Genomic DNA, 23,914 nt, shown 5'->3' with positions numbered 1-23,914 from the left:
GATGATCGATTCAATCGAAGCACTGGAAGCTATTTACGGCCTGCCCCACGACCGCGCGGTGCGCAAGCAGATCGGTTTTCTCAACGAGGATTATCAGGCGATGGTGCGCCTGTCGCCGCTGGTGATCGTCAGCTCGGTGGGCGCCGACGGTCTCGACAATTCGCCGCGCGGTGACAAAGCCGGGTTCGTGCGGATCATTGACCAAAACACCCTGGCCCTGCCGGACCGCCCGGGCAACAATCGCATCGATACACTGCGCAATGTGCTGCACGATCCACGGGTGTCGTTGCTGTTCATCATTCCGGGCATTGGCGAGACCTTGCGGGTCAATGGCACCGCGACCATCAACGCCGATCCTGAGCTGCTGGAAAGCTTTGCGGTGAACGGCAAACCGGCGAAAACGGTGTTGCTGGTGACGGTAGAGGCAGCGTTTTTCCACTGCTCGAAAGCCTTTGTGCGCTCTGACGCCTGGAACCCGGAAACCCACCTGCCGCGCTCGGCCCTGCCCTCTGCCGGCGCCTTCCACAAGCGCCTGAATGACGGGCAGTTTGACGCCGAGACCTACGACCGCGAAGCACCGAAAAGAGTAAGCGACACTCTCTACTGACACCTATCAACGAGTCACCACTGCTCCCCTGTGGGAGCGGGCTTGCCCGCGAAGGCGTCGTGTCAGATAAATCATTGGCAACTGACACACCGCCTTCGCGAGCAAGCCCGCTCCCACATTTGGGCTTGCAGCGATTTTCAGAGGGTCAGAATCATCTCGTGCCACGCCATCCCGCCGTGATCCGACTCCGACGGCTTGATGTAGGCAAAGCCGAACCCGGCGTACAACGGAATGTGCTGTTCCTTGCACATCAAGTGAATCGTCGCCTTGTCCATCCCGCGCATGCGCTCGATGAACTCGGCCATCAGTCGCTTGGCCAAACCCTGGCCCTGATAGTCCGGGTGCACCACCACCGACATGATCACCACGTTCGGCCCTTGCGGGTCGTGACCGATCAGCTCCTTGAACGCCTCGTCGGACATTTGCACATCAAACGCCGCGCCCGAGTTGATGAACCCGGCGACTACGCCGTCTACTTCGACGACGATGAAACCCTCGGGCCAGGTGGCGATGCGCGTGGCGATCTTCTCGCGAGTGGCGGCTTCATCGCCTTCGTAGGCAACGGTTTCGATCGCGTAGCAGCGGTCCAGGTCGGCGGCGGTGACGTTGCGGATGACGGTGTTCATGGCAGCTCGAAAATCAGCGGAGAAAAGTGCGCAAAGCATAAAGGAATAAGGTGTTCATATCGATCCGCGCCAGGGGTGTAAAGCCTGCGTATAAGCGCTTTTCTTCGTGCCGGTGACAGGCTATTCCTGCGGTGTGTCTCTGATCATCCTTGGGGGTAACCGCTTATGAGCAGCGTTGAAATCGGCCTGTTGATGGTGTTGGGCATCAGTACGTTCGGCTTTATCACCTTGGGCATCGACCTGTTGCGGGCGCGACGGCTGGGCAAGGGCAAACGCGGTTGAACAGCATGAGGCGGATCAGTGATCCGCCTCATCGTCATGGGCTCAGGCTTTGCTGTCGACTGGGACGCAGATTTCCAGTTTGCCGGTGTGCAGTCGCGGATTGAAATCGGCGCTGTAGCGTTCCAGTTCCGGGGCATTCAGTTCCACGTAATGGGAAGTCGGTAGCCAGGTCTTGTAGATGTATTGCAGGGTTTGGGGCAACTGGTCGAGCGGTCCCTTGTGCTCGAACACCGCGTACTGCCGGGGCAGCACTTCGACCCACTGATAGACCTTCTGGTCGAGGTCATCGAGCTTGCTGATTTCTACCCCTGCGATGTAGTCGAAGCCACCCTTGCCGTCGAAATTGCTGCAGACGCCGTAGGTCACTTCGTTCTTTTGTCCCGGTATGTTTCCCAAGTGCGGCAAGAACTTTTCCCACAGCGCGGGGATGTCCTTGGTAGCAGTGCCCTGGGTAAATCGACCACGAAATCCCGCGATCAGCAGGAAGTGTCCATGTTCGAAGCGAGGTTCCGCCACTTCGACGCGTTTTTGCTCATCCATGACTCGACTCCTGGAACAAAATTAGGGGTTCGGCTGCTGAGTATAGAAGCCAAACACGATTCGCAATGTCACAAGGTGTGCAACTGGTCGGCAGCGCCGGAGCCAACGAACTCGTTATAACCGGATACGATCACGTAAACCGCGAAATAGCAGAAGATCGCCGCCGATGCCATGTAGGAGTAGCGCAACAGCTTGTCGCCGAGCAACTTGCCGCCGTGGCTTGCGGCAAAGCACAGACCGGCCGACCACAGCAGGCCGGCGCAGAGAAAACCGCCGAGAAACAGCGCCGAGCTGAGCGGGCCGCCGCCACCGGAACGGGCGATCAGGGTGCCGCCAACCGCGGCGAACCACAGAATCGCGCTGGGCGAGGACATGGCGAGGAAGATCCCGCGAAAGAATTCCTTGCGATGCGAGTTCTGCCCCACCTCCGCCGTCGCTGCCAACTGCGCTTCGTGGTGAATCGCCGAATAGATCATCTTCGCCGCAAAGTAGATCAGCAGCGCCGACCCGCCGATCCACAGCACCCAGCGCACGCTTTCGTACTGCAGCAACACGGTCATCCCGGCCAGCGCCAGCACCGCGTAGATCAGGTCGCCGACGCAAGTGCCGAGGCCCAGCGCGAAGCCCTGAAAGTAACCGCGCTGCATCGCCAGGGTGATCATCGCGATGTTGGCTACGCCGATGTCCAGGCACAGCGAAAGGCTCAGCAAGAAGCCGCTGGTGAATTCCATTAAGCATTTCCTTGGAAAAAATTATTGTCGTGCACGCTGGACAGTCTGCCATCGCTGCCCTTATCTTCCGCCACAGGTCACCGCAGTGACCAGCGTCGCTCGGACGGTTCCGGGCGCTTACGTTATCCGAGGCAACAATGGCTGAACAAGGTTCGCCGCGCCGCTTTGCGCGCATAGATCGACTCCCCCCTTACGTTTTCAACATCACCGCCGAGCTGAAGATGGCCGCGCGGCGTCGTGGTGAAGACATCATCGACTTGAGCATGGGCAATCCCGACGGGGCCACGCCGCCGCACATCGTCGAAAAACTCGTACAAGTTGCCCAACGTGAAGACACCCACGGTTACTCCACGTCCAAGGGCATTCCGCGCCTGCGCCGGGCGATTTCCAACTGGTACAAGCAACGCTACGCGGTCGATATTGACCCGGAAAGCGAAGCCATCGTCACCATCGGTTCCAAGGAAGGCCTGGCGCATTTGATGCTGGCCACCCTGGATCAGGGCGACACGGTGCTGGTGCCCAACCCGAGCTACCCGATTCACATCTACGGCGCAGTGATTGCCGGCGCCCAGGTGCGTTCGGTACCGCTGGTGCCGGGCGTGGACTTCTTCGATGAACTGGAGCGGGCGATTCGCGGTTCGATCCCCAAGCCGAAAATGATGATCCTCGGTTTCCCGTCCAACCCCACCGCGCAGTGCGTGGAGCTGGATTTCTTCGAACGGGTGATCGCCCTCGCCAAGCAGTACGACGTGCTGGTGATTCACGACCTGGCCTACGCCGACATCGTCTACGACGGCTGGAAAGCCCCGTCGATCATGCAGGTACCCGGCGCCAAGGACATCGCGGTGGAGTTTTTCACCCTGTCCAAGAGCTACAACATGGCTGGCTGGCGCATCGGTTTCATGGTCGGCAACCCGGAGCTGGTCAACGCCCTGGCGCGGATCAAGAGCTATCACGACTACGGCACCTTCACTCCGCTGCAAGTGGCGGCGATTGCCGCGCTGGAAGGCGATCAGCAATGCGTGCGCGACATCGCCGAGCAGTATCGCCAGCGCCGCAACGTGCTGGTCAAAGGCCTGCATGAGCTGGGCTGGATGGTCGAGAATCCGAAAGCGTCGATGTACGTCTGGGCGAAGATTCCCGAGGCGTACGCGCATCTGGGTTCGCTGGAATTCGCCAAGAAGCTGCTGGCCGAGGCCAAGGTCTGCGTCTCGCCGGGGGTGGGTTTTGGTGAGTATGGCGATGATCACGTGCGCTTTGCGCTGATCGAGAACCAGGACCGGATTCGTCAGGCCGTGCGCGGGATTCGCGGGATGTTCCGGGCGGATGGCCTGGCCCCGAAAACCACTGCCTGACACCTACCCCCCTGTGGGAGCGGGCTTGCTCGCGAAGGCGTCGTGTCAGTCAACATTTTCAGCGACTGATACACCGCTTTCGCGAGCAAGCCCGCTCCCACAGGGGTAATGCATTCATCCTGATATTGTCGGGCACAAAAAAACCGCATCGCTGCGGTTTTTTTGTGTCTGTGTGATCGCTTACACGAACAGCGACAACAGCAGGATAAAGCCCAGGCCCACCACCGACAGGATAGTTTCCATAGCGGTCCAGGTCTTGAAGGTTTCGGCCACGGTCATGTTGAAGTACTGCTTCACCAGCCAGAAACCGGCGTCGTTCACGTGGGACAGAATCAACGAACCGGCACCGGTGGCCAGCACCAGCAGCTCACGGTTAACGCCCGGGATCATCCCCACCACCGGCACCACGATGCCGGCGCCCGTGATGGTCGCCACGGTGGCCGAACCGGTGGCGATACGAATCACCGCCGCCACCAGCCATGCCAGCAGAATCGGCGAGATCTGCGCGCTGACTGCCATGTGGCCGATCACGTCGCCCACACCACTGGTCACCAGCATCTGCTTGAAGCCACCGCCAGCACCGATGATCAGGATGATCGCGGCGGTCGGCGCCAGGCTCGCGTCCAGCCACTTGAGCATCTGCTGCGAACCGATGCCCTGCTTGTGACCGAAGGTGTACAACGACAGCAGCAAGGCCAGCAGCAGGGCCGAGATCGGGTGACCGATCATGTCCATCCAGGTGCGGAAGAAGTGACCGTCCGGCAACGCGACGTCAGCGAAGGTTTTCAGCAGCATCAGGAACACCGGCAACAGCACGGTAATCAGGGTGATGCTGAAGCTCGGCAACTTGGTTGAGTCGTCGCTTTCACGGGCCAGTTGATCAACCAGTTCCTGATTCGGGTGACCGGGGATGTGCTTGGCGATGAAGGTACCGAAGATCGGACCGGCAATGATGGCGGTCGGCAGCGCGACGATCAGACCGTAGAGAATGGTCTTGCCGATGTCAGCGCCGAACACGCCGATGGCCAGCAGCGGGCCCGGGTGCGGTGGCACCAGACCGTGTACCGCGGACAGGCCGGCGAGCAGCGGGATACCGATCTTGATGATCGACACGCCGGTGCGCCGGGCCACGATGAACACCAGCGGAATCAACAGCACGAAGCCGATTTCGAAGAACAGCGGGATACCGACGAGGAACGCGGCGAACATCATTGCCCACTGCACCTTGTCCTTGCCGAAGGCGCGGATCAGTGTCTGGGCGATCTGATCGGCACCACCGGATTCGGCCATCATTTTGCCGAGCATGGTGCCCAGCGCGAGGATGATGCCGACGAAACCGAGCACGCCACCGAAGCCGTCCTGGAACGCCTTGATGATGGTGCCGATCGGCATGCCGGACGTCAGGCCGAGGAACGCGGCCGCAATGGTCAGCGAGATGAAGGGGTGAATCTTGAATTTGGTGATCAGGATAATCAGGCCGATTACCGTGACCACTGCATCGAGCAGCAGGTAGGCGTCGTGGGACATGCCAAACATTGGGGGTGTCTCCTGGCTTGTTGTTGTTATTAAAGCGGGTTAAACAGAATTCGTGAGGACAGCGCTAGCTCTTTCAACACACTCATACCGCCTGTTTCAAACCGTGGGCCTGCCACCAGACGTGCGCCTGGGCCGCCAGTTCTTCAACGCTGTGGATCGAAGCATTCAGCGCCAGGGTCAACGGCTCACCTACCGGCGATTCGAGGGTGGCGAACTGGCTTTCGATCAACGTTGCCGGCATGAAGTGTCCCGGGCGATGGGACACGCGGTCGGCGGCCACTTCCGGGGTCAGCTCAAGAAACACGAAGCCCAGGCCCGGCAAGGCACTGCGTAGCACTTCGCGATAACTGTGTTTAAGGGCCGAGCAGGTCAGCACCGGGCGTTTACCCGATGCATCGACGCGACGCAGTTCATCGCACAGGCTGTCGAGCCAGCCGGCACGGTCGTCGTCGTTCAAGGGGATCCCCGCGCTCATCTTTTCGATGTTGGCGGCCGGATGAAAAGTATCGCCTTCAATGGCAGTGGCGCCGCTCAATTGGCACAGGGCCTCGCTGACGCACGTCTTGCCGCAACCGGCAACGCCCATGATGACCAGGGCGGTGATGGGATGACTCATATAACACCTCAGCGCGCAGACAGCGCTACCTTTGCTAGCTATGACTCTAGTGCACAGGCAGAAGTTGCCGACGCCTTCTTGTCGTTTTTTTGGGTTGCAGCAGGTTTGTTCCCAACGCCAAAAAGCGAAGATCAGGCAGGACCTCGCTTACGCATTTGCAGCTGCATCAGGACAGCGCTACCTTAGTGCCTTGATTTTTGTTTGGCAAGCCGCCCGATGACCACCCCTAAAAACGATAAAAACACTCGCACCACCGGCCGTCCCACCCTTAATGAAGTTGCCCGCCTCGCCGGCGTGAGCCCGATTACCGCCTCCCGCGCCTTGCGCGGGGTCAGCACCGTGGCCACGGAGCTGGTGGAAAAAGTGCAGAAAGCAGCCAGTGAACTCAACTACGTGGTCAACCCTGCCGCCCGCGCCCTGGCCTCGGCGCAAAGCCATTCGGTGGTGGTGCTGGTGCCATCGCTGTCCAACCTGCTGTTCATCGATACGCTGGAAGCCATTCATCGGGTGCTGACACCCAAGGGCTTCGAAGTGCTGATCGGCAACTTCCACTATTCGCGCGATGAAGAAGAAAACCTGCTGCGCAACTATATGGCCTATCAGCCACGTGGTTTGCTGCTGACCGGCTTCGACCGCACGGAAAGTTCGCGGCGGATGATCGAGGCCAGCAATATTCCCTGCGTGTATATGATGGAACTAGACAGCGCCGCCGGCGTGAATTGCGTGGGTTTCTCCCAGCTCAGCGCCGGCGAAACCGCGGCCGAACATTTGCTCTCGCGCGGTCGCAAGCGTCTGGCCTACATCGGTGCGCAACTCGATCAGCGCACCTTGTTGCGCGGTGAAGGTTTCCGCAAAGCCCTGCAGAAGGCCGGGCGCTACGACCCGGATCTGGAAGTGCTGACGCCGCGCTCCTCGTCCGTGGGCCTGGGCGGTGAGCTGTTCCTGCAACTGCTGGCAGCGCATCCGGATGTGGATGCGATCTTCTTCGGCAACGACGACCTGGCGCAGGGTGCGCTGCTGGAGGCGCTGCGCAACGGGATCAAGATCCCCGAGCAGGTGGCGATTCTCGGCTTCAACGACTTGCCGATGTCCGAACACATGGTGCCGCGCCTGAGCAGCATTAACACCCCGCGTGAAGCGATCGGCCGGCGCGCGGCGGAGCAGATGTTGACGTTGATGGCGGGCAACAGCGTGGCGCGGCCCGTTGAGGATATGGGTTTTGAATTGAAGATTCGCGAGAGTACCTGAAACCTCCTACAAGGATCGCCTGCACACTGCAAAATCCTGTGGGAGCGGGCTTGCTCGCGAAAGCGGTGGATCAGTCAGCACATACTTTTCTGACACACCGCCTTCGCGAGCAAGCCCGCTCCCACAGGAGATCTGAGTCGGGTTCAGTGGCTGAGCAGTTCGACGAGCGCCAGCGCGCCCTTCTGCAACGGCTGGCTCTTGAGCCACACCGCGTGCACCGGCAGTACCAGGCCGTTTTCGATGTTGCGAAAATTCAGTCGCTTCAAGCGCCCGCTGTCCAGCCACGGCTGCACCACCGACAACGGGAAATTGCCCCAGCCCAGCCCCGCCTCGACCATCTCCAACGCGGTCTCCAGCGTGTCGGTGCGCCAATGCGATTCGGCCACCAGCGGCCGGGTTTCGCTGATCGGCAAGTCGCGGCTGGCGACGAAGATCTGCCGCACATGCACCAGGTCTTCGAGAAACAGATCCTGCCCCTGCAACAACGGACTGTCCGCCGCGAGCGTGGCGATCATCCGTTCGCTGCCGACAAACTGAAAACGCTCCAGCACGTTCATGCTCAACCCGGCGAACGCCAGACACACGCTGACGCGGCCACTGTGCAGCATCGCCAGCACATCGTCCTGCGGCGCGGTCAGCACTTCGATGTCGAGTAACGGATGGCGTTCGGCAATCACCTTGATCGCGGCGAGCAAGCGGCGCCGGTCAATGTCCGCGACCACGCCAATCGACAGCTTGCTCTCCAGCCCCAGCGACAACTCCACCGCATGCACTTGCAGTTGCTTGAGCTGCTCGGCAATCAGCCGCGCGTGGGGCACCAGTGACAGTGCCATCGCTGTCGGCTGCGGCTCGCGATGGCTGCGGTCGAACAAGGCGTAGCCAAGCTCCGCCTCCAGATTGCCGATAGCCATGCTCACCGCGGAAGGTACCCGGCCCAAAGCGCGGGCAGCAGCGGAAAACGAGCCACGCTCGATCACTGCGAGGAATAGTTCGATGCTGTCGCTGTTGAAATTCAAAACACCACCTATCACCAAAACTGAAAGCTACTGACTTTTTCTGTCACGCATATTGAAGCTATCTTTTGCCGCCTTCGCCAGTCCCGCTGGCCAACACGTTGCAAGAAAGAGGCAAATCCCCATGCAAGGCGTCAAACGCAAACTGGTCTACGTGTCGCTCTACGAAGTGATCGGCATGACCTTCTCCGCCCTCGGCCTGGCGCTGTTATCCGGCACTTCGCCCGGCAGCACTGGCCCACTGGCGGTGATCATCACCACCATCGCGGTGACCTGGAATTTCATCTACACCTCGCTGTTCGAGCACTGGGAAAGCCGCCAGCAGTCACGCACCCGCACGGTCAAACGGCGCGTCGCTCATGCAGTCGGTTTTCAGCTGACACTGATCGTGTTCCTGATTCCGCTGATCGCCTGGTGGATGAATATCAGTCTGGTGCAGGCGTTCCTGTTGGATCTGGCGCTGATCATCTTCATCCCGTGCTACACGTTTGCCTTCAATTGGCTGTTCGATCGCGTCTTCGGCTTGCCGGCCTCGGCGCTGCCCGATTCGACCGCTGCGGCATAAATCGTTAATTGGTAAGCAGTTATTGCAAGAAATCGGCGGTTCTCCGGGGCTAACCGCCGAAATTCACAATCCGTGAACTCCGATAGCAGGCTAAGCTTTTCCATCAATAAAAAATGGATCCGCAGATGACTGCTCATGCCCCCGCCGCCGCGCAAAGCGACGGCATCGACCCGATACGCGCCGCCGAGATTTCCGCCCGCATCGACCGCCTGCCCGCCGTCGCCACCATCTGGCGACTGGTGGCGCTGTTGTCGATTGGTGGTTTCTTCGAACTCTACGATTTGTTCCAGACCGCCTACATCAGTCCGGGGCTGATCCGTGAAGGGATCTTCGCCACCGGCAATCAGGGCGTGTTCGGCTTCTCCGATCAGGCAGCGTTCGCGTCGGCGACCTTCCTCGGCCTGTTCCTCGGCGCGAGCCTGCTCAGTCCGTTGGCTGACCGTTTCGGCCGCCGCGCAATCTTCACTTTTGCGCTGGTCTGGTACACCGTGGCCACGGTGCTGATGGGCGTTCAAAGCTCGGCGCTGGGCATTATCTGCATGCGTTTTCTGGTGGGCATCGGCCTCGGGATCGAGCTGGTGACCATCGACGCCTACCTCTCGGAACTGGTGCCCAAACGCATGCGCAGTTCGGCGTTTGCCTTCGCCTTTTTTGTGCAGTTTCTCTCGGTGCCGGCAGTGGCACTCATGTCCTGGTGGCTGGTGCCGCAGGCGCCGTTCGGTGTGTCCGGCTGGCGTTGGGTGGTGTTGGCGAGCGCGGTGTTTGCACTGTTCATCTGGTGGCTGCGCAAGCGTCTGCCGGAGTCGCCACGCTGGCTGGCGCAGCATGGGCGGTTCGATGAAGCGAACAGGATTCTCGACGACATCGAAGCCCGCTGCGAAAAGGATCACCGCCAACCACTGGCCGCTCCGGAAGCGGTGCCTGTCGATGTCGAGGGCAAGGGCCGCTTCGCCGACATCTGGCAACCACCATATCGGCGTCGCGCATTCATGCTGATCGTGTTTCACGTGTTCCAGGCGATCGGTTTCTTCGGTTTTGGTAACTGGCTGCCGGCGTTGCTTTCCGGCCAGGGTGTGAGCGTCACCCACAGCCTGATGTACGCGTTTATCATCACCCTCGCCTACCCGCTCGGGCCGTTGCTGTTTGTGAAGTTTGCCAACCGTTTCGAGAACAAGTGGCAGATCGTCGGCTCGGCCCTTGGCGCCATGACTTTCGGCACCTTGTTCGCGTTGCAGACCAGCGCCTTCGGCCTGATCTTCTGCGGGGTGATGATCACCTTCTGCAATGCCTGGCTGAGCTTCAGTTATCACTCGTACCAGAGCGAACTGTTCCCGACCAACATCCGCGCCCGGGCGGTGGGCTTCTGTTATTCGTTCAGCCGCTTGTCGACGGTGTTCAGCAGCCTGCTGATCGGGCTGTTTCTCGACCACTTCGGCACGCCCGGGGTACTCGCTTTCATTGTCAGCAGCATGCTGATCGTGATGCTGACCATCGGCTGGTTCGGCCCGCGCACACGCAATCTGGCGCTGGAAAACATTGCCCACCGCTGAGGCTACACGGTCATCCTCTGCCGCCCGACGGCAAGGGATGACCGCTTTGCTGCACATGCCAGATAACTAACACGTTGAAATAAAAGAACTTTCTTTAAAGGCACGCTAATTGCTCGGATATGCCCGTCAGCAATTATCCAAAGGTCTCCATCATGATGTTGGTCAGTGCCAAACAGCAGCAGCTCATCCACCTGCCCAAGCGGCTGGCGGATGACGCGACCACGACCGCCGCTGCCGGTCTGCAAAGCGGCCTGCACGGCGCCATGCTGCAATCGCTGCAGAACCAGGCCCAGTCGCAAGCCACCGATGCGACCTCCAGAGTCGAGGATTCGGCCACGCAGATCGCCACCCAGCAAGTGGCCGCCGCCACGCGCATCAGCGATAACGTCGACGAAGCCTTCGCCAAAACCCGTGTCGGCCTGCAAACCACCGACGCCACGGCGGCCGGCACCACCGCCGGGACCTCGGCCACTGACGCGTTCAAGGACTACATGAGCAAGTCGCCGGAACAGCGCCTGCGCGACAGTATCCTTCAGAGCATGGGCATCACCGAAGACGACATCAAAGCCATGCCGCCGGAGAAACAACTGGCCATCGGCAAAGAGATCGCCGAGCGTCTGCAGGACAAGATGAAGCTGGCGCAAGCGGAAAAAGACAACGTCAATGACGTCAAAGACAGCGACAAACTGGCGGACAAGTTTCTCGCGGCGCTTTGATCTGAAAGTTGCTTAGAAACCAATGTAGGAGTGAGCCTGCTCGCGATAGCGATACATCAGTTACTTATCCAGTGACTGACGCACCGCAATCGCGAGCAGGCTCACTCCTACCGTTGTTGATGGGTGTCAGTTCAGCTGCAACGTCGCATTGAACTGCCCGATCGCATCCACCACATGCCGTGATCCCTGCTGAATTTCCAGAATCACCTCCCCGGCCTCATTCGCCAGTTCCACACCCAGCCCGGTGCGGCTCAGGCTCGACTGCATGCTCGACACCGCGCTCAGCGACAGGTCATGGTTTTTGCGTACCACTTCGACAATCTCCAGGGTCGCCTGACTGGTGCGCGCCGCGAGACTGCGCACCTCATCCGCGACCACGGCAAATCCGCGTCCGTGTTCACCGGCTCGCGCCGCTTCGATGGCCGCGTTGAGCGCCAGCAGGTTGGTCTGGTCGGCGATGCCGCGGATGGTCTGGACGATGGTGCCGATGATGTCCGACTGCTTGCTGACCGCATCAATGCTCAGCGCCGCTTCGTTGAGGTCGCGGGAAATGTCCTGAATGATCTGCACCGTCTGCTGCACCACCTGTGAGCCCTTTTGCGCGCAGGCGTCATTTTGTACCGAGGTGCTGTGGGCCGATTCCGCGGCGTTCTGCAGCGTAGTCATTTGTTGGGTGATGTCGCTGGCGAACTTCACCACCTTGTACAAACGACCTTTGGTGTCGAACAGCGGGTTGTACGAGGCTTCGAGATAAACCATCTGCCCAGACTTGTTCTTGCGTTCGAAACGGTGCGAGTGATATTCGCCGCGATTGAGCGACGCCCAGAACGCCTTGTACTGCGCCGATTCGGATTCGGAACGGTGACAGAACATGCTGTGGTGATGGCCAACGATTTCGTTGAGCGAGTACTGCATGGTTTTCAGAAAGTTGTCGTTGGCGGTAATCACATTGCCCTCGGGCGTGAACTCGATCACCGCCATCGAACGGCTGATCGCCGCCAGCATGCTTTCCTCTTCGTGTTCTTTGTTGACCCGGGCGGTGATATCCGACGCGACCTTGATGACACTTTTTACTTGTTTGTCCGCGCCGTACACCGGCATGTAACTGGCTTCCAGCCAGATCTCCTTGCCGGACTTGTTCAAGCGCAGAAACGTGCCGCTGATCGGCTCACCCCGGGCCAGGTCGCGCCACAACTTGGCGTACTCCTCGCTGCGGTAAAACGCTTCTTCGCAAAACACCCGGTGATGTTTGCCGCGCACTTCCTCGGCGCTGTAACCCATGGTCTTGCAGAAGTTTTCGTTGGCATCCAGAACAATGCCCTCGGGGGTAAATTCGATCATCGCCATGGAGCGGCTGATCGCTTCGAGCTTGGCGTTGGCTTCGGTCAAGGCGCAGCTGAAACGCTCGATTTCCTGCAGGTCAGCCTTGTGATGTAGGTTGAACATGGTTGTATCACCTTCCGCGCGGTCTTTTGATTTGATGAAAGTCAGGTCTTTCAGCATCCACCACTACGTTCCACAGAACAGGCACACGCATTCCTCCACGGGAGGAAGTTGTCAGGTGATAAATGATGTTTAATCCGAGGGTCCATGCAGCGACGCTCTAATCAAGACATCCTTCTCTTGATAGCCCAGCAGCGGGCCAGCCCTAACGTGCAGAAAACTTCCATGTACAACTTGCTCCTTGTTGGTTCAGTGTCCGGTGCCTTGGGTTGCGCACTCTGGCAGCGTTGAAATCACGGCTAACAGATGACGGTCGACATAGTTAGTTACAGCTAGCATAGCCATCGCCATGCCGTGCGCAAGGCCACTAGTCGGCCAGTATCTGGCACTTTTTGCACAAGAAACGGTTCAGCGAGCTGTCGCGACCGCCGTCTCCGCCACCAGATCCAGCAACGCCTGCACCGCCGCTGGCGGCGTCTGCCCCGCAGGCAGCACCAGCGAAAACACCCGTTCGATACGTGGCTGCAGGGCAATCACGCGCAAGCCCTGGCGCTCGGCCGGCAAGGTCATTTCCGGCACCAGGGTCACGCCGAGATTTTCCCGCACCAACGTGAAGGCGCTGCTCCATTCGCGCACCTCGACCCGCACGTCCTGCAACTGCAACCCGGCCTCGGCGGCGAGGCTGCGGGCGTTGGTCGAGCAACCGCCGGTGGCCAGCACAAAAGGCAGCGCCGTCAGTTCTTGCAGGCTGACGCCCTGCTCGGTTCCTCGCAGCGCCAGCGGATGCCCTGCCGGCACCACCGCTACCCATTCATCCCGACCCAATGGCCCGGCGTTACGCTCGGGTGTCGGGTTGAGCACCACACCAACATCCACCAGACCGGCCGCGAGCAGGGTTTCCACCTCGTCGTCGCTGACCTCCAGCGCCACCACTTCGATCCCCGGATACAGCCGATTGAACTGGCGCAACAGCGGCGGCAGAAAACTCGCCAGCACCATGGGAAAACTCGCCAGACGAATTGTCCCGCGCAGCATCGGGCGCACGCTGTCGACGGTCTGGCGAATGGTCTCCAACGCACCGAGCATCAGCCGCGCCTGCTCGATCACCGGCAGGCCGATGGCGGTGGGCAAGGTCTGTCGGCTTTCGCGGCTGAACAGTTGCACGCCGAGGGTTTCTTCCATCAGCGCCAAGGCCTGACTCGCGCCGGACTGGGTCATGCCGACCCGCTCGGCAGCGCGGGTGATGTTGCCGTGATCGGCCACGGCGACCACCAGCCGCCAATGCATCAGGTTCATCATGGCAGTAGCTGTCCTTATGGCAGGTTTCTGAAAGATTAATTTTACCGAGGGTGCGGCGCACTATGACACTGGCGCCAATTCCTCACCAGAGAGCTGCCGATGAAGCTGTATTACGCCCCGCAAGCCTGTTCACTGGCGCCGCACATTGTGTTGCGCGAACTGAAGCTGCCCTTCGTGCTGATCCGCGTCGACAACCGCAGCAAGCTCACGGCCAGCGGCGAAGACTTTCTCGCGATCAACCCCAAGGGCTACGTCGCGGCCCTGCAACTGGACGACGGCGCGGTACTGACCGAAGGCCCGGTGATCCTGCAATATCTGGCGGATCTGCAACCACAGCCAGGACTGGCGCCAGCACCCGGCAGTTTTGAACGGCTGCGTTTGCAGGAGTGGCTGAATTTCATTTCGAGCGAGATCCACGGCGGGCTTGGTGCGCTGTTCGATGAGCGGTTGCCGGCCGAGGTGATCAAGGAGAAGTTGTTCAAGCGTTTTGCGGTGTTGGTCGCAGTGCTGGAGCAGCAGGAGTATCTGCTGCCGAGCGGCTTCAGCGTCGCGGATGCCTTGTTGTTTGTGGTGTTGCGCTGGGCCGGGTTGTTCGGGATCGAACTGGCGCAGTGGCCGGCACTGGCGCGGTTTCAGGCGCGGATTGAGCGGCGGCCGACCGTGATGGCGGCGTTGGCTGCGGAAGCGGCGTAAGTCTTTAGATCATTCGCGAGCAGGCTCGCTCCCACAGGGGTTTTGTGCACGTCAAAAATCCAGTGTGGGAGCGAGCCTGCTCGCGAAGGCATCAGTTCAAACAACACCGATCAACCGGCAGAAACTCAAAGCCCCGCCGTCACCTTGCTCGCCACCTCCCCCGGTACCCACGCCCTCCACACCTGCGGCTGATCGCGCAAAAACGCTTCGGCAACCTGCCGCGGTGGCTGGCGTTTTTCGCTCATTCCGGCCAGCGTCTGGTTCAGCAGATCAATCGGCAAATCGACTTTCTCGAAGAACGACACCAGCTCCGGGTATTGCGCCTTGAACGGCGCCGACACGCCAATCGCCAGGCTGGCCGGCATCGAGCGGGTGCCCTTGGGATTCGGGTTGTTGGCATCGGCCAGGGTTTTCCAGGCTTCAGCATCGAACGGCGGCTCTTCGAGCTTCACCAGTTTGAAGCGCCCGAGCAGCGGCGTCGGCGACCAGTAATAGAACAGCACCGGTTTGCCGCGTTTGATCGACGACGCCACCTCGGCATCCAGCGCCGCGCCGGAGCCGGTGCGAAAGTTGACGTAGCTGTCGGTCAGCGCATAGGCCTTGAGTTTCTGGCTGTTGACGATCTCCGAAGTCCAGCCGGTCGGGCTGTTGAGGAAGCGTCCACGGCGCGGGTCTTCCGGGTCGCGGAACACGTCCTTGTAGCGCGGCAGGTCGGCCACCGATTTCAGCTCCGGTGCCAATGGTTTGATCCCGCGCTCGGGGTCACCCTTGATCACGTATTCCGGCACCCACCAGCCCTCGGTCGCGCCCTTGACCGTGTCGCCAAGGCCGAACACCTTGCCTTCATTGGCAGCCTTGACCCACGCCGGACTGCGCCCGGCCCACTCCTCGCCGATCACCTGAATATCGTTCTTCGCCAGCGCCGCTTCCAGGCTGACGGTGCTGCCCGGCAGCGTGTCGGTCGGGTAGCCGTAACCTTTTTCGACGATCAGGCGCAGCACTTCGGTGATGAAACTGCCGCTTTCCCAAGTGATGTCACCGAAGTGGATCGGTGCGGTTTTTTCCGCCGCCGAAACAGCGCCGACGCTCAGGCTCAGCGCCAGTAACGAACGGCCGAGCAGGGTTTTGATTGATCTCATGCGGACCTCTTGTCTGTCAGGATTTGGTTGGCGCTGTGGCGGTCGCACAGGGCTTGGGAGCGGCTCATGTAAACGCTGACCGAACGCTGAGAGATGCCCAGTTCGGCGGCGATTTGCGGGTAGGTCAGGCCATCGATGCGCGCCAGCAGAAAGGTCGAGCGAACTTTGCCCGGCAGGCGTTGCAGGCTGTGATCGAGGCGTTTGAGGGTCTGGCTCAGTTGCGCGAGGTCTTCAGGCGAGATAGCGACCTCGACGTCGATCTGCTGCGCATGCCGGCGCTCCAGATCCGCCCGGCGCCAGCGCTGATAAAGCAAGCGCTGAGCAATCGTGGTGAGCATCGCGCGGGGTTCGCGAATCGCCGTGATACTGGGCGCCTGAAGCAATTGCACGAAGGTTTCGGCGGCGATATCTTCCGCGCCTGCGGAGTCGTGCAGATGTCGGCTCAGGTAAGTGCACAGCCAGCGGTAGTGGGCGCGGAACAGAGCGTCGAGATGATTGCGGTGAGCGGTGTCGGCGCCGGACATAAGGGCTCCTGGGTAAGGGTCGCTGAATGTCCGGTGATCCGGTGGCGCGATCGTAGCAAGGCGCCTTATGCATTAATAATATTTATATTTCATTTTTATATTCTTTTTGGAGATATAAGGCTGTTCAGCGCAAGCGCCCGTAGCCCAACTCTTCAGCCTCACGTTGATAGTCGAGCAAGATCTGATAATCGCTTTCGCTGGCGGGCAACACTTCAGGCAAGCCGAGGATCTGCGCCACATCAGGCAATTCACGCAACGCCTGATTCATTACCCGGCGCAACTGTTCGATCTGCTCATTCGTGGCAGTCGCGGCGGTGATAAACGGCAACGTCGGGCTGAACGCACTACGCGCCACAACCCGCAATCCGTTGACCTCCTCAGGTGCGTATTGCGCAAGGCAGGCATAGGTCACGCTGTCGATCGCCGCCAGATCGGCGCGCGCTTCACGCAACCAACGCAGACTTTCGCGGTGCGCCCCACTGATGCCGACCGTGGCGAAAAACTGCCCGTCGCGGTGCAACGGCGCCAGACGCTGGCGCAACAGGTTCATGCCGCTGTTGGAGTCGTCACTGTTGATCACCCCGCGACTGCCACGAAAATCCGCCAGGGTTTTGCGCGTATCGTCAGCACGGCTGAGAATCAGGCTGCAATGATTGCCGGCAGTGGCGTCGGGCAATTCGTAGCGCGGGCGACCGACGATGCGTACCTGATCGCGCAGCAAGGTCATCAAGGGATAGCCGCAGGTCTGGGTCAGCAGCAGATCCGGCGACAACCAAAGCTCGGGGAGCGACAGGCTTGCGGCGTTGAGGCGGGAATGGCCGAGGTGTTCAAGAATGCGGGCGATCCAGCGTTCGTTGGCCGCGCGAATGGGCTCGGGGGCGGTGTACATCAGCAGTTCGAGGTGGTGTTGGGTCATACACATTATTCCCGGACAACAGATTTCCACTGTAGGCCTTCGCCTGCTCGCGAATGCGGTGTGTCAGCCTCCATATGCGTTATTGACACACCGCTTTCGCGAGCAAGCCCGCTCCCACAGGGGTTTTGTGGTGTTTTTGAGGTTAGTGGTAAGGATGTTGCGGACTGTCGATCGGCCTGAATCCATGCTGCCGCCACAACTGCCCATAACCCTGCACCAGAAACCCGCCACTGCGCGCCACCCATTGTTCGCGGCGCATCCGGTAGGCCGCCGGCAAGTCGTACCACGCCAGCCCCGGCAGGTCGTGATGCACCAGATGAAAATTCAGATTCAGAAACAGCCAGCGCCACGGCCAACCGGCTTCGTTGAGCACGGTGCGCTGCTCCGGTTGTGCGTGCGGGCGGTGTTCATAGTAGGAGCGGATCATCGCGATCGACAGTGCCGGCACACTGATCAGCAGCAGGTAATGCCAGACCGGCAACACGCTGAAGCGCGCGATAAACCACAGCATCAACACGCTGAACGCACCGTGGGTCAGCCACATCGACCAGGCCTGACGCTCGCGGTTTTTCAGGCGTTGCAGTTCTTCGGCAGCCAGCGCGATCAATCCCAGCGGCGCACCAATGATGAAGCGGCCGATTACGGTTTTATTCAGCCAGTGCAGGCTGCGTTCGAACAAGGAACTGCCCTGCCAACGCGCGGCCGTCAGATAACGGCTTTCCGGATCGATACCGGGCACAGTCAGGTGTTCATCGCGGTGATGCAGCAGGTGGCTGTCGCGATACAAGGTATACGGGTACCACACCGCAAAAGGTGCGTAGCCGAGGATTTTATTGAAAAGCACCGAGCGGGTCGGGTGCCCATGCAGCAATTCATGCTGCACTGACAACCACAGCACCAGCAGCGGAATCAGCAGCAATGTGCTCAAGCCGCGACCGAGCCACTGACCGTTGATGATGATCGCGAACCAGCCGCCATACACGCCGATCAGCAGCAGCCAGGTCGGCCATTCGGTGCGGGCGGTGAAGCGCTGGCGCAGGGTTTCGATCTGCTGGCGATGGTCGGCGTCGAAGTAATTCGGCATGGCGTGGCTCGGAACGGGAATCTTCCCCTTCTGTGCAACGAAGCCGAGCAATCTTGCAGATTATTTTTGCGCTGAAACGGGAGCCCGGGGGACGGGCTCCCGAAGGACGTGATCAATGACCGAAAATATCGACCTTCTTGGCTTTCTTCTCTGCACGCTTTTCAATCGCCGTCTTCACCGGTTTCTTCTTCGCGGCTTTCTTTGAATCCATACCTTTGGACATGATGCGTACTCCACTCACAGGGATGTAGGCTCAGGTATACACCTATCGCGCGTCGCGCGTTCTTTTATAATCGGCGCTTTGCCCGCCGCCAGTCCGATCCCATGCCCGATACCCGATACGTCCTGCTCGACGAGCCGTTGTGGCCGTTGATGAACAAGTTTTACCGCAGCCACCAATCGTCGATGAAGGCGGTGCGCGATGCGCAGTTGTGGGTGGCCCGTCGAGAGGACATCGTTGCCGCATTGTGCTTGCGGCCGGTGGCGGGCGGGTACTGGTTGACCGGATTGTTTGTTGATCCGGGTTGCCGTGAGCAAGGGATCGCCGGAGAGTTGATCACGGCGGCGGTGAAGGATTTGCAGGAGCCGGTGTGGCTGTTCTGTCATCCGGACTTGCGCGGGTTTTACGAGCGGCGCGGTTTCAGTTTCGATCCCGCCCTGCCCTACGCACTGGCCGAGCGGTTGAGCCGGTATGCGCGGAGCAAGCCGATGATTGCAATGGGGCTGGAACCACATTCAATCTAAGATCACAGATACCCTTGTGGGAGCGGGCTTGCTCGCGAAGGCGTCGTGTCAGTCGCTGCATCAATTGACTGATACGNTCAGCAAGTTCGGCTTTACCGAAGTGATGTTTCCGGATCTCGATCCCACAGCCGATGACTGATCCTGAGAACACCTCTATCCCAATGTGGGAGCGGGCTTGCTCGCGAAGGCGTCGTGTCAGTCGCTGCATCAATTGACTGATACGACGCCTTCGCGAGCAAGCCCGCTCCCACATTGGGATAGAGGTGTTCTCAGGATCAGTCATCGGCTGTGGGATCGAGATCCGGAAACATCACTTCGGTAAAGCCGAACTTGCTGAAATCGGTAATCCGCGACGGATACAAGCGGCCGATCAGATGATCGCATTCGTGCTGCACTACCCGCGCATGGAAGCCTGACGCCACGCGTACGATCGGCTCGCCCTTGGGATCAAAGCCTTCGTAGCGAATCTGCTGATAACGATCCACCGCACCGCGCAGGCCGGGCACCGACAGACAGCCCTCAAAGCCCTCGTCGGTCAGCGGACTCAGCGGCGTGATCAGCGGATTGATCAGGATCGTCTGCGGCACCGCTTCGGCGTCCGGATAACGTTCGCTGTGCTCGAAACCGAAGATCACCAGTTGCAGGTCGACGCCGATCTGCGGCGCGGCGAGGCCGACGCCACCGACACTTTCCATGGTCTGGAACATGTCATCGATCAGTTGCCACAGCTCGGGGCTGTCGAACATTTCCGGCGGCACGGGTGGAGCAATGCGCAGCAGGCGTTCGTCGCCCATTTTGAGGATTTCACGGATCATGGTCGGGCTTCGTCAGTGTCCGGCTTGAGCGAGTGGTCACGCCCCAGGCCAGAGACATGTTGTTTGGGATGTTCATCGAGTTCGCCGGGGACTTTCTCGCCCTCGTCCTTGCCCTCGCTGGACATGTGTTCGATCACCGCATTCATCTCGGCGCCGAGCAGCAGCACCGCCGAGGAAATGTAGAAATACAGCAACAGCACGATGATCGCCCCGATGCTGCCATACATCGCGTTGTAGTTGGCGAAGGTTTTGACGTAGAACGCAAAGCCCAGTGAGGCGATGATCCACACCACCACGGCGAGTACCGAGCCGGGGGTGATGAAACGGAATTCCTGTTTGACGTCGGGCATCACGTAATAGATCAGCGCCACCGCGACCATCATCAGAAACACGATCACCGGCCAGCGCGCAATCGTCCACACAGTGACGATGAAGTCTTCCAGCCCCACCTGCGCGGCAATCCAGCCCATCACTTGCGGCCCGAGCACCATCAGTGCGGCCGCCACCAGCAACATGCCGGCAATGCCGACGGTGTAGAACACCGACAGCGGGAAACGCTTCCAGATCGGCCGGCCCTCGACCACGTCGTAAGCGGCGTTCATCGCGCTCATCATCAGCCGCACGCCGGCAGACGCGGTGTACAGGGCGATGACGATACCGACCGAAAGCAAGCCGCCCTTGGACTGCTGCAACTGATCGATCACCGGGTTGACCTGTTCCAGCGCCTGCGGTGGCAGCACCAGTTCCGACTGCAGGCGCAACCAGCTAAAGAAGTCCGGCAGGTGCAGGAAACCGATCAGGGCAATCAGGAACAGAATGAACGGGAACAGCGAGAACAGCATCTGGTAGGCCAGTGCCGAGGCGTAGGTCGACATCTCGTCGTCGACGAATTCAGTGACCGTGCGCACCATCACCCGGTGCAGTGGCAGACCTTTCATATCTGGAAAAATCATTCGCGTCTCCTTTCGCCGCATTACAGGTTGAAGTCGTGGCGACTCAGGGGCCGTTTTCTACATCACGGTAGCCTACTTGGCGACCTTCGTGGATGGCTGTCGGGTTTTGACACAAAAACGGCCATCCTTGGATGGCCGCTCGTGTGTTTCGTTCAAGGCGGAATTACGCCTTGTCGACACCTTTCTTGATGGCGTCTTTGGCTTTGCCGACAGCTTGCTGGGCTTCGCCTTTTTTCTCTTGCAGTTTGCCTTCGGCTTGCAGCTTGGTGTTGTCGGTTGCTTTGCCGACGCCTTGCTTGACGTTGCCGACTGCTTCGTTAGCCATGCCTTTTACTTTATCGCCAGCGCTACTCATGGTGTTTCTCCTTGGTGCATTGAAGGGGAAAAGTCAGTACGTAATGATTGACTGGCCGGGTTTGCCACGAGTTTCATTTATTTTTGCCGTTCATTTCGTCGTGCCATGCAGGTTGGGCTTTATGTTTACCCCGCAAGCCCCGAGAATGCGCAGCTATGGGCGCGGTGCGCCAACGATCAGATCCCGCAGGAATGTTATGAAACTCGATAAAAAGCAGGCCATTGCCCGTCGCAACCAGGAACTGGGCGGCGCTGTGCTCGGCACCAACAACTGCCACTTCGCCGAATTGAACCGCAACCGCAACATCTGGTGGTTCGACCTGCCGGTGACGCGCCTCGCCGTCGGTCAGTACGAGTGGATTCACCTGCTGATGCACACCCCGGCCACCGACGAACTGCTGCACCTGAAAGTGCCGACCGTGTTCCTGCGCGAAAAGCTCGAAGGCCTGGTGATTCGCAACCAAGGCAAGCGCAAGGCGGCATTGAGCCTGGAATTGAGTGCGGACAAGGATTCGTATCTGCAGGACATGCGTCCGGCGGGAACCAACGTGAATTTCGCGCCGTTCCGGCAGTAACCGAAAAGCTTCGCGAGCAAGCCCGCTCCCACATTTGACTGTATTCCAACTGGAGGAACGCGGTTGAATGTGGGAGAGGGCTTGCTCGCGAAGGCGGCATCACAGTCACTACAGATCCACCACCTACCAACAAAAAGCCCCGCATCTGCGGGGCTTTTTGCTTCAGGCGGCGGACTTGGCCTTGATCTTCTTCAGCTCTTCATCACGCAACTCACGGCGCAGGATCTTGCCGACGTTGGTGGTCGGCAGCGCATCGCGGAACTCCACCGAACGCGGCACCTTGTAACCGGTGACGTTGGCGCGCATGTGGTCCATCACGGTTTCCTTGGTCAGGGTCACGCCCGGTTTGGCCACGATAAAGATCTTGATCGCCTCGCCCGACTTCTCGTCCGGCACGCCGATGGCCGCGCACTGCAACACACCCGGCAGGGTCGCCAGCACGTCTTCCAGTTCGTTCGGGTAAACGTTGAAACCGGAGACTAGGATCATGTCTTTCTTGCGATCGACAATGCGCATGTAGCCATCGGGCTGGATCAGCGCGATGTCACCGGTCTTCAGCCAGCCTTCGCTGTCGAGGATCTCGTCGGTGGCTTCCTGACGCTGCCAGTAGCCCTTCATCACTTGCGGGCCCTTGACGCACAGCTCGCCGATTTCGCCCATGGGCTGCTCGACACCGGCATCGTCAATGACTTTGCACAGGGTCGACGGCACCGGAATGCCGATGGTGCCGATCTGAATGTTCTGGATCGGGTTGACCGTGGCCACCGGGCTGGTTTCGGTCATGCCGTAACCTTCGCAGATCGAGCAACCGGTCACCGCTTTCCAGCGCTCGGCGGCGGCCAGTTGCAGGGCCATGCCGCCGGACAGGGTGACTTTCAGATTGGAGAAATCCAGCTTGCGGAAACCTTCGTTGTTGCACAGCGCGACGAACAGCGTGTTCAGGCCAACGAAGCCGCTGAACTTCCACTTCGACAGTTCCTTGACCATCGCCGGCAGGTCGCGCGGGTTGCTGATCAGGATGTTGTGGTTGCCGATCAGCATCATCGCCATGCAATGAAAGGTGAACGCATAGATGTGGTACAGCGGCAGCGGGGTGATCAGGATCTCGCAGCCTTCATTGAGGTTGGAACCCATCAGCGCCTTGCACTGCAGCATATTGGCGACGAGGTTGCGATGGGTGAGCATCGCGCCTTTGGCCACGCCGGTGGTGCCGCCGGTGTACTGCAACACCGCGACATCGCTGCTGTGCGGATTGGCTTCGGCCACCGGCTGGCCCTGGCCCTTGCTCAGCACGTCGTTGAACTTGACGGCTTTGGGCAGGTGATAGGCCGGGACCATCTTCTTCACGTACTTGATCACGCTGTTGATCAGCAGGCGCTTGACCGGCGGCAGCAGGTCGGCGACTTCGGTGACGATGACGTGCTTGACCCCGGTTTTTGGCACCACGGCTTCCGCCAGGTGCGCCATGTTGGCCAGGCAGACCAGGGCTTTGGCGCCGGAGTCATTGAATTGGTGTTCCATTTCCCGCGCGGTGTACAGCGGGTTGGTGTTGACCACGATCAGCCCGGCGCGGATCGCACCGAAGACGGCGACCGGGTACTGCAGAACGTTGGGCAGTTGCACGGCGATTCGATCACCGGGCTGCAAGTCGGTATGCTGTTGCAGATACGCGGCAAACGCACCGGACAATTCGTACAGTTCACCGTAGGTGATTGTCTTGCCCAGGTTGCTGAAAGCCGGCTTGTTGGCGAAGCGTTGGCAGGATTGCTTCAACACTGCCTGAATATTCGGGTACTCGTCTGGATTGATGTCGGCAGCAATTCCAGCCGGGTATTTATCCTTCCAAAAGTCTTCGATCATGGAAGCCCACTCCTCAGCAACGCGAATTCTTCACCGCATTTGATGCGATTATTATTGGTGTGTGTTTTGTATTGGTGAATCTGGCTTTTCTACAGGCCGAGAAGTCACAAAGCGCGCCGAGAGTAGCAGC

The 23,914-nt window shown here is 59.8% G+C and carries 24 protein-coding genes and 3 pseudogenes; 10 read left to right on the top strand and 17 right to left on the bottom strand.

The window, feature by feature from the left end:
- Window position 1 precedes the first annotated feature (1 nt).
- Window positions 2-607 carry a pyridoxamine 5'-phosphate oxidase family protein gene (locus VLA07_RS07000; RefSeq protein WP_330206637.1) on the top strand — a complete coding sequence of 202 codons (606 nt, stop codon included), beginning with the start codon at window positions 2-4 and terminating at the stop codon, window positions 605-607.
- Window positions 608-744: 137 nt separating this feature from the next.
- Here VLA07_RS07000 and VLA07_RS06995 read toward each other — a convergent pair whose 3' ends face one another.
- From VLA07_RS06995 to VLA07_RS06985, 3 genes are all read right to left on the bottom strand, one after another.
- Window positions 745-1,233: a GNAT family N-acetyltransferase gene (locus VLA07_RS06995; protein ID WP_247269592.1), complete on the bottom strand. Its 489-nt coding sequence runs from the start codon at window positions 1,231-1,233 to the stop codon at window positions 745-747.
- A gap of 324 nt (window positions 1,234-1,557) precedes the next feature.
- On the bottom strand, window positions 1,558-2,055 hold the full coding sequence (locus tag VLA07_RS06990) for a GyrI-like domain-containing protein (protein WP_247269593.1): 498 nt from the start codon (window positions 2,053-2,055) through the stop codon (window positions 1,558-1,560).
- 68 nt (window positions 2,056-2,123) lie between these two features.
- Window positions 2,124-2,786: a LysE family translocator gene (locus VLA07_RS06985; protein WP_333988712.1), complete on the bottom strand. Its 663-nt coding sequence runs from the start codon at window positions 2,784-2,786 to the stop codon at window positions 2,124-2,126.
- Between the two features lie 137 nt (window positions 2,787-2,923).
- On the opposite strand from VLA07_RS06985, the gene alaC reads away from it, so the two are divergent.
- A complete protein-coding gene (gene alaC, locus VLA07_RS06980) occupies window positions 2,924-4,141 on the top strand; it encodes an alanine transaminase (RefSeq protein WP_095137080.1) in 1,218 nt (405 codons plus the stop codon).
- Window positions 4,142-4,321: 180 nt separating this feature from the next.
- Here alaC and VLA07_RS06970 read toward each other — a convergent pair whose 3' ends face one another.
- Entirely contained in the window at window positions 4,322-5,677 is a 1,356-nt protein-coding gene (locus VLA07_RS06970; protein WP_027612590.1) for a GntP family permease, read from the bottom strand.
- Window positions 5,678-5,759: 82 nt separating this feature from the next.
- Window positions 5,760-6,293 carry a gluconokinase gene (locus VLA07_RS06965; protein ID WP_027612589.1) on the bottom strand — a complete coding sequence of 178 codons (534 nt, stop codon included), beginning with the start codon at window positions 6,291-6,293 and terminating at the stop codon, window positions 5,760-5,762.
- A gap of 216 nt (window positions 6,294-6,509) precedes the next feature.
- Between VLA07_RS06965 and VLA07_RS06960 the strand changes: the two genes are divergently transcribed.
- Window positions 6,510-7,541, top strand: coding sequence for a LacI family DNA-binding transcriptional regulator (locus tag VLA07_RS06960; protein ID WP_330206639.1), 1,032 nt, complete (start codon window positions 6,510-6,512; stop codon window positions 7,539-7,541).
- A 143-nt stretch (window positions 7,542-7,684) separates the two neighbouring features.
- On the opposite strand, the gene VLA07_RS06955 is transcribed toward VLA07_RS06960, so the two are convergent.
- Window positions 7,685-8,557 carry a LysR family transcriptional regulator gene (locus tag VLA07_RS06955; protein ID WP_333988708.1) on the bottom strand — a complete coding sequence of 291 codons (873 nt, stop codon included), beginning with the start codon at window positions 8,555-8,557 and terminating at the stop codon, window positions 7,685-7,687.
- A 121-nt stretch (window positions 8,558-8,678) separates the two neighbouring features.
- Between VLA07_RS06955 and VLA07_RS06950 the strand changes: the two genes are divergently transcribed.
- From VLA07_RS06950 to VLA07_RS06940, 3 genes are all read left to right on the top strand, one after another.
- Window positions 8,679-9,119 carry a PACE efflux transporter gene (locus tag VLA07_RS06950; RefSeq protein ID WP_333988706.1) on the top strand — a complete coding sequence of 147 codons (441 nt, stop codon included), beginning with the start codon at window positions 8,679-8,681 and terminating at the stop codon, window positions 9,117-9,119.
- A gap of 125 nt (window positions 9,120-9,244) precedes the next feature.
- A complete protein-coding gene (locus tag VLA07_RS06945) occupies window positions 9,245-10,669 on the top strand; it encodes an MFS transporter (RefSeq protein WP_333988705.1) in 1,425 nt (474 codons plus the stop codon).
- Between the two features lie 155 nt (window positions 10,670-10,824).
- Entirely contained in the window at window positions 10,825-11,385 is a 561-nt protein-coding gene (locus VLA07_RS06940; RefSeq protein WP_123588811.1) for a hypothetical protein, read from the top strand.
- 126 nt (window positions 11,386-11,511) lie between these two features.
- On the opposite strand, the pseudogene VLA07_RS27170 reads toward VLA07_RS06940, so the two are convergent.
- The 3 genes and pseudogenes from VLA07_RS27170 to VLA07_RS06930 all read right to left on the bottom strand — a co-directional run.
- A pseudogene (locus tag VLA07_RS27170) lies at window positions 11,512-11,940 on the bottom strand (methyl-accepting chemotaxis protein); the annotation flags it as partial.
- Window positions 11,941-12,054: 114 nt separating this feature from the next.
- Window positions 12,055-12,831, bottom strand: a pseudogene (locus tag VLA07_RS27165) (PAS domain-containing protein); the annotation flags it as partial.
- 405 nt (window positions 12,832-13,236) lie between these two features.
- Window positions 13,237-14,127 (bottom strand): LysR family transcriptional regulator, encoded by an 891-nt coding sequence (locus tag VLA07_RS06930; protein ID WP_027612582.1) that lies wholly within the window; start codon window positions 14,125-14,127, stop codon window positions 13,237-13,239.
- 99 nt (window positions 14,128-14,226) lie between these two features.
- Between VLA07_RS06930 and gstA the strand changes: the two genes are divergently transcribed.
- A complete protein-coding gene (gene gstA / locus VLA07_RS06925; protein WP_333988703.1) occupies window positions 14,227-14,820 on the top strand; it encodes a glutathione transferase GstA in 594 nt (197 codons plus the stop codon).
- A 125-nt stretch (window positions 14,821-14,945) separates the two neighbouring features.
- On the opposite strand, the gene VLA07_RS06920 is transcribed toward gstA, so the two are convergent.
- From VLA07_RS06920 to VLA07_RS06905, 4 genes are all read right to left on the bottom strand, one after another.
- Window positions 14,946-15,959, bottom strand: a complete 1,014-nt coding sequence (locus tag VLA07_RS06920) for an ABC transporter substrate-binding protein (protein ID WP_027612580.1) — start codon at window positions 15,957-15,959, stop codon at window positions 14,946-14,948.
- The gene (locus VLA07_RS06915) at window positions 15,956-16,483 is read right to left on the bottom strand and encodes a sigma-70 family RNA polymerase sigma factor (protein WP_333988702.1); all 528 of its coding nucleotides are present in this window, start codon (window positions 16,481-16,483) and stop codon (window positions 15,956-15,958) included. The genes VLA07_RS06920 and VLA07_RS06915 overlap by 4 nt, the downstream gene beginning before the upstream one ends.
- 124 nt (window positions 16,484-16,607) lie before the next feature.
- On the bottom strand, window positions 16,608-17,399 hold the full coding sequence (locus VLA07_RS06910; protein WP_333988700.1) for a phosphate/phosphite/phosphonate ABC transporter substrate-binding protein: 792 nt from the start codon (window positions 17,397-17,399) through the stop codon (window positions 16,608-16,610).
- Window positions 17,400-17,541: 142 nt separating this feature from the next.
- Window positions 17,542-18,483 carry a fatty acid desaturase gene (locus VLA07_RS06905; RefSeq protein ID WP_333988699.1) on the bottom strand — a complete coding sequence of 314 codons (942 nt, stop codon included), beginning with the start codon at window positions 18,481-18,483 and terminating at the stop codon, window positions 17,542-17,544.
- Window positions 18,484-18,807: 324 nt separating this feature from the next.
- On the opposite strand from VLA07_RS06905, the gene VLA07_RS06900 reads away from it, so the two are divergent.
- Together VLA07_RS06900 and VLA07_RS06895 are read left to right on the top strand one after the other, a co-directional pair.
- Window positions 18,808-19,227 carry a GNAT family N-acetyltransferase gene (locus VLA07_RS06900; protein WP_123588699.1) on the top strand — a complete coding sequence of 140 codons (420 nt, stop codon included), beginning with the start codon at window positions 18,808-18,810 and terminating at the stop codon, window positions 19,225-19,227.
- Window positions 19,228-19,288: 61 nt separating this feature from the next.
- A pseudogene (locus VLA07_RS06895) lies at window positions 19,289-19,366 on the top strand (peptide deformylase); the annotation flags it as partial.
- Between the two features lie 136 nt (window positions 19,367-19,502).
- Here the strand turns inward: VLA07_RS06895 and def are convergent.
- From def to VLA07_RS06880, 3 genes are all read right to left on the bottom strand, one after another.
- Window positions 19,503-20,042 carry a peptide deformylase gene (def, locus tag VLA07_RS06890; protein WP_333988696.1) on the bottom strand — a complete coding sequence of 180 codons (540 nt, stop codon included), beginning with the start codon at window positions 20,040-20,042 and terminating at the stop codon, window positions 19,503-19,505.
- Entirely contained in the window at window positions 20,039-20,995 is a 957-nt protein-coding gene (locus VLA07_RS06885; protein ID WP_047599583.1) for a YihY/virulence factor BrkB family protein, read from the bottom strand. The genes def and VLA07_RS06885 overlap by 4 nt, the downstream gene beginning before the upstream one ends.
- 163 nt (window positions 20,996-21,158) lie before the next feature.
- Window positions 21,159-21,350, bottom strand: a complete 192-nt coding sequence (locus VLA07_RS06880; RefSeq protein WP_247269605.1) for a CsbD family protein — start codon at window positions 21,348-21,350, stop codon at window positions 21,159-21,161.
- A gap of 196 nt (window positions 21,351-21,546) precedes the next feature.
- On the opposite strand from VLA07_RS06880, the gene VLA07_RS06875 reads away from it, so the two are divergent.
- Window positions 21,547-21,924: a hypothetical protein gene (locus VLA07_RS06875; protein WP_333988693.1), complete on the top strand. Its 378-nt coding sequence runs from the start codon at window positions 21,547-21,549 to the stop codon at window positions 21,922-21,924.
- A 162-nt stretch (window positions 21,925-22,086) separates the two neighbouring features.
- On the opposite strand, the gene fadD1 is transcribed toward VLA07_RS06875, so the two are convergent.
- Entirely contained in the window at window positions 22,087-23,784 is a 1,698-nt protein-coding gene (gene fadD1, locus VLA07_RS06870; RefSeq protein WP_183784121.1) for a long-chain-fatty-acid--CoA ligase FadD1, read from the bottom strand.
- Window positions 23,785-23,914 lie beyond the last annotated feature (130 nt).

The sequence above is a fragment of the Pseudomonas sp. S3(2024) genome (assembly GCF_036861315.1).
Lineage (GTDB): Bacteria > Pseudomonadota > Gammaproteobacteria > Pseudomonadales > Pseudomonadaceae > Aquipseudomonas > Aquipseudomonas putida_A.
This window is presented reverse-complemented; position numbering and strand designations above follow the sequence as displayed.

Bases quoted from the DNA above. Each gene is read 5' to 3' on its own strand.
- VLA07_RS07000 (WP_330206637.1), top strand. From the start codon at position 2: ATGATCGATTCAATCGAAGCACTGGAAGCTATTTACGGCCTGCCCCAC.
- VLA07_RS06995 (WP_247269592.1), bottom strand. From the start codon at position 1,233: ATGAACACCGTCATCCGCAACGTCACCGCCGCCGACCTGGACCGCTGC.
- VLA07_RS06990 (WP_247269593.1), bottom strand. From the start codon at position 2,055: ATGGATGAGCAAAAACGCGTCGAAGTGGCGGAACCTCGCTTCGAACAT.
- VLA07_RS06985 (WP_333988712.1), bottom strand. From the start codon at position 2,786: ATGGAATTCACCAGCGGCTTCTTGCTGAGCCTTTCGCTGTGCCTGGAC.
- alaC (WP_095137080.1), top strand. From the start codon at position 2,924: ATGGCTGAACAAGGTTCGCCGCGCCGCTTTGCGCGCATAGATCGACTC.
- VLA07_RS06970 (WP_027612590.1), bottom strand. From the start codon at position 5,677: ATGTTTGGCATGTCCCACGACGCCTACCTGCTGCTCGATGCAGTGGTC.
- VLA07_RS06965 (WP_027612589.1), bottom strand. From the start codon at position 6,293: ATGAGTCATCCCATCACCGCCCTGGTCATCATGGGCGTTGCCGGTTGC.
- VLA07_RS06960 (WP_330206639.1), top strand. From the start codon at position 6,510: ATGACCACCCCTAAAAACGATAAAAACACTCGCACCACCGGCCGTCCC.
- VLA07_RS06950 (WP_333988706.1), top strand. From the start codon at position 8,679: ATGCAAGGCGTCAAACGCAAACTGGTCTACGTGTCGCTCTACGAAGTG.
- VLA07_RS06945 (WP_333988705.1), top strand. From the start codon at position 9,245: ATGACTGCTCATGCCCCCGCCGCCGCGCAAAGCGACGGCATCGACCCG.
- VLA07_RS06940 (WP_123588811.1), top strand. From the start codon at position 10,825: ATGTTGGTCAGTGCCAAACAGCAGCAGCTCATCCACCTGCCCAAGCGG.
- VLA07_RS06930 (WP_027612582.1), bottom strand. From the start codon at position 14,127: ATGATGAACCTGATGCATTGGCGGCTGGTGGTCGCCGTGGCCGATCAC.
- gstA (WP_333988703.1), top strand. From the start codon at position 14,227: ATGAAGCTGTATTACGCCCCGCAAGCCTGTTCACTGGCGCCGCACATT.
- VLA07_RS06920 (WP_027612580.1), bottom strand. From the start codon at position 15,959: ATGAGATCAATCAAAACCCTGCTCGGCCGTTCGTTACTGGCGCTGAGC.
- VLA07_RS06915 (WP_333988702.1), bottom strand. From the start codon at position 16,483: ATGTCCGGCGCCGACACCGCTCACCGCAATCATCTCGACGCTCTGTTC.
- VLA07_RS06910 (WP_333988700.1), bottom strand. From the start codon at position 17,399: ATGACCCAACACCACCTCGAACTGCTGATGTACACCGCCCCCGAGCCC.
- VLA07_RS06905 (WP_333988699.1), bottom strand. From the start codon at position 18,483: ATGCCGAATTACTTCGACGCCGACCATCGCCAGCAGATCGAAACCCTG.
- VLA07_RS06900 (WP_123588699.1), top strand. From the start codon at position 18,808: ATGCCCGATACCCGATACGTCCTGCTCGACGAGCCGTTGTGGCCGTTG.
- def (WP_333988696.1), bottom strand. From the start codon at position 20,042: ATGATCCGTGAAATCCTCAAAATGGGCGACGAACGCCTGCTGCGCATT.
- VLA07_RS06885 (WP_047599583.1), bottom strand. From the start codon at position 20,995: ATGATTTTTCCAGATATGAAAGGTCTGCCACTGCACCGGGTGATGGTG.
- VLA07_RS06880 (WP_247269605.1), bottom strand. From the start codon at position 21,350: ATGAGTAGCGCTGGCGATAAAGTAAAAGGCATGGCTAACGAAGCAGTC.
- VLA07_RS06875 (WP_333988693.1), top strand. From the start codon at position 21,547: ATGAAACTCGATAAAAAGCAGGCCATTGCCCGTCGCAACCAGGAACTG.
- fadD1 (WP_183784121.1), bottom strand. From the start codon at position 23,784: ATGATCGAAGACTTTTGGAAGGATAAATACCCGGCTGGAATTGCTGCC.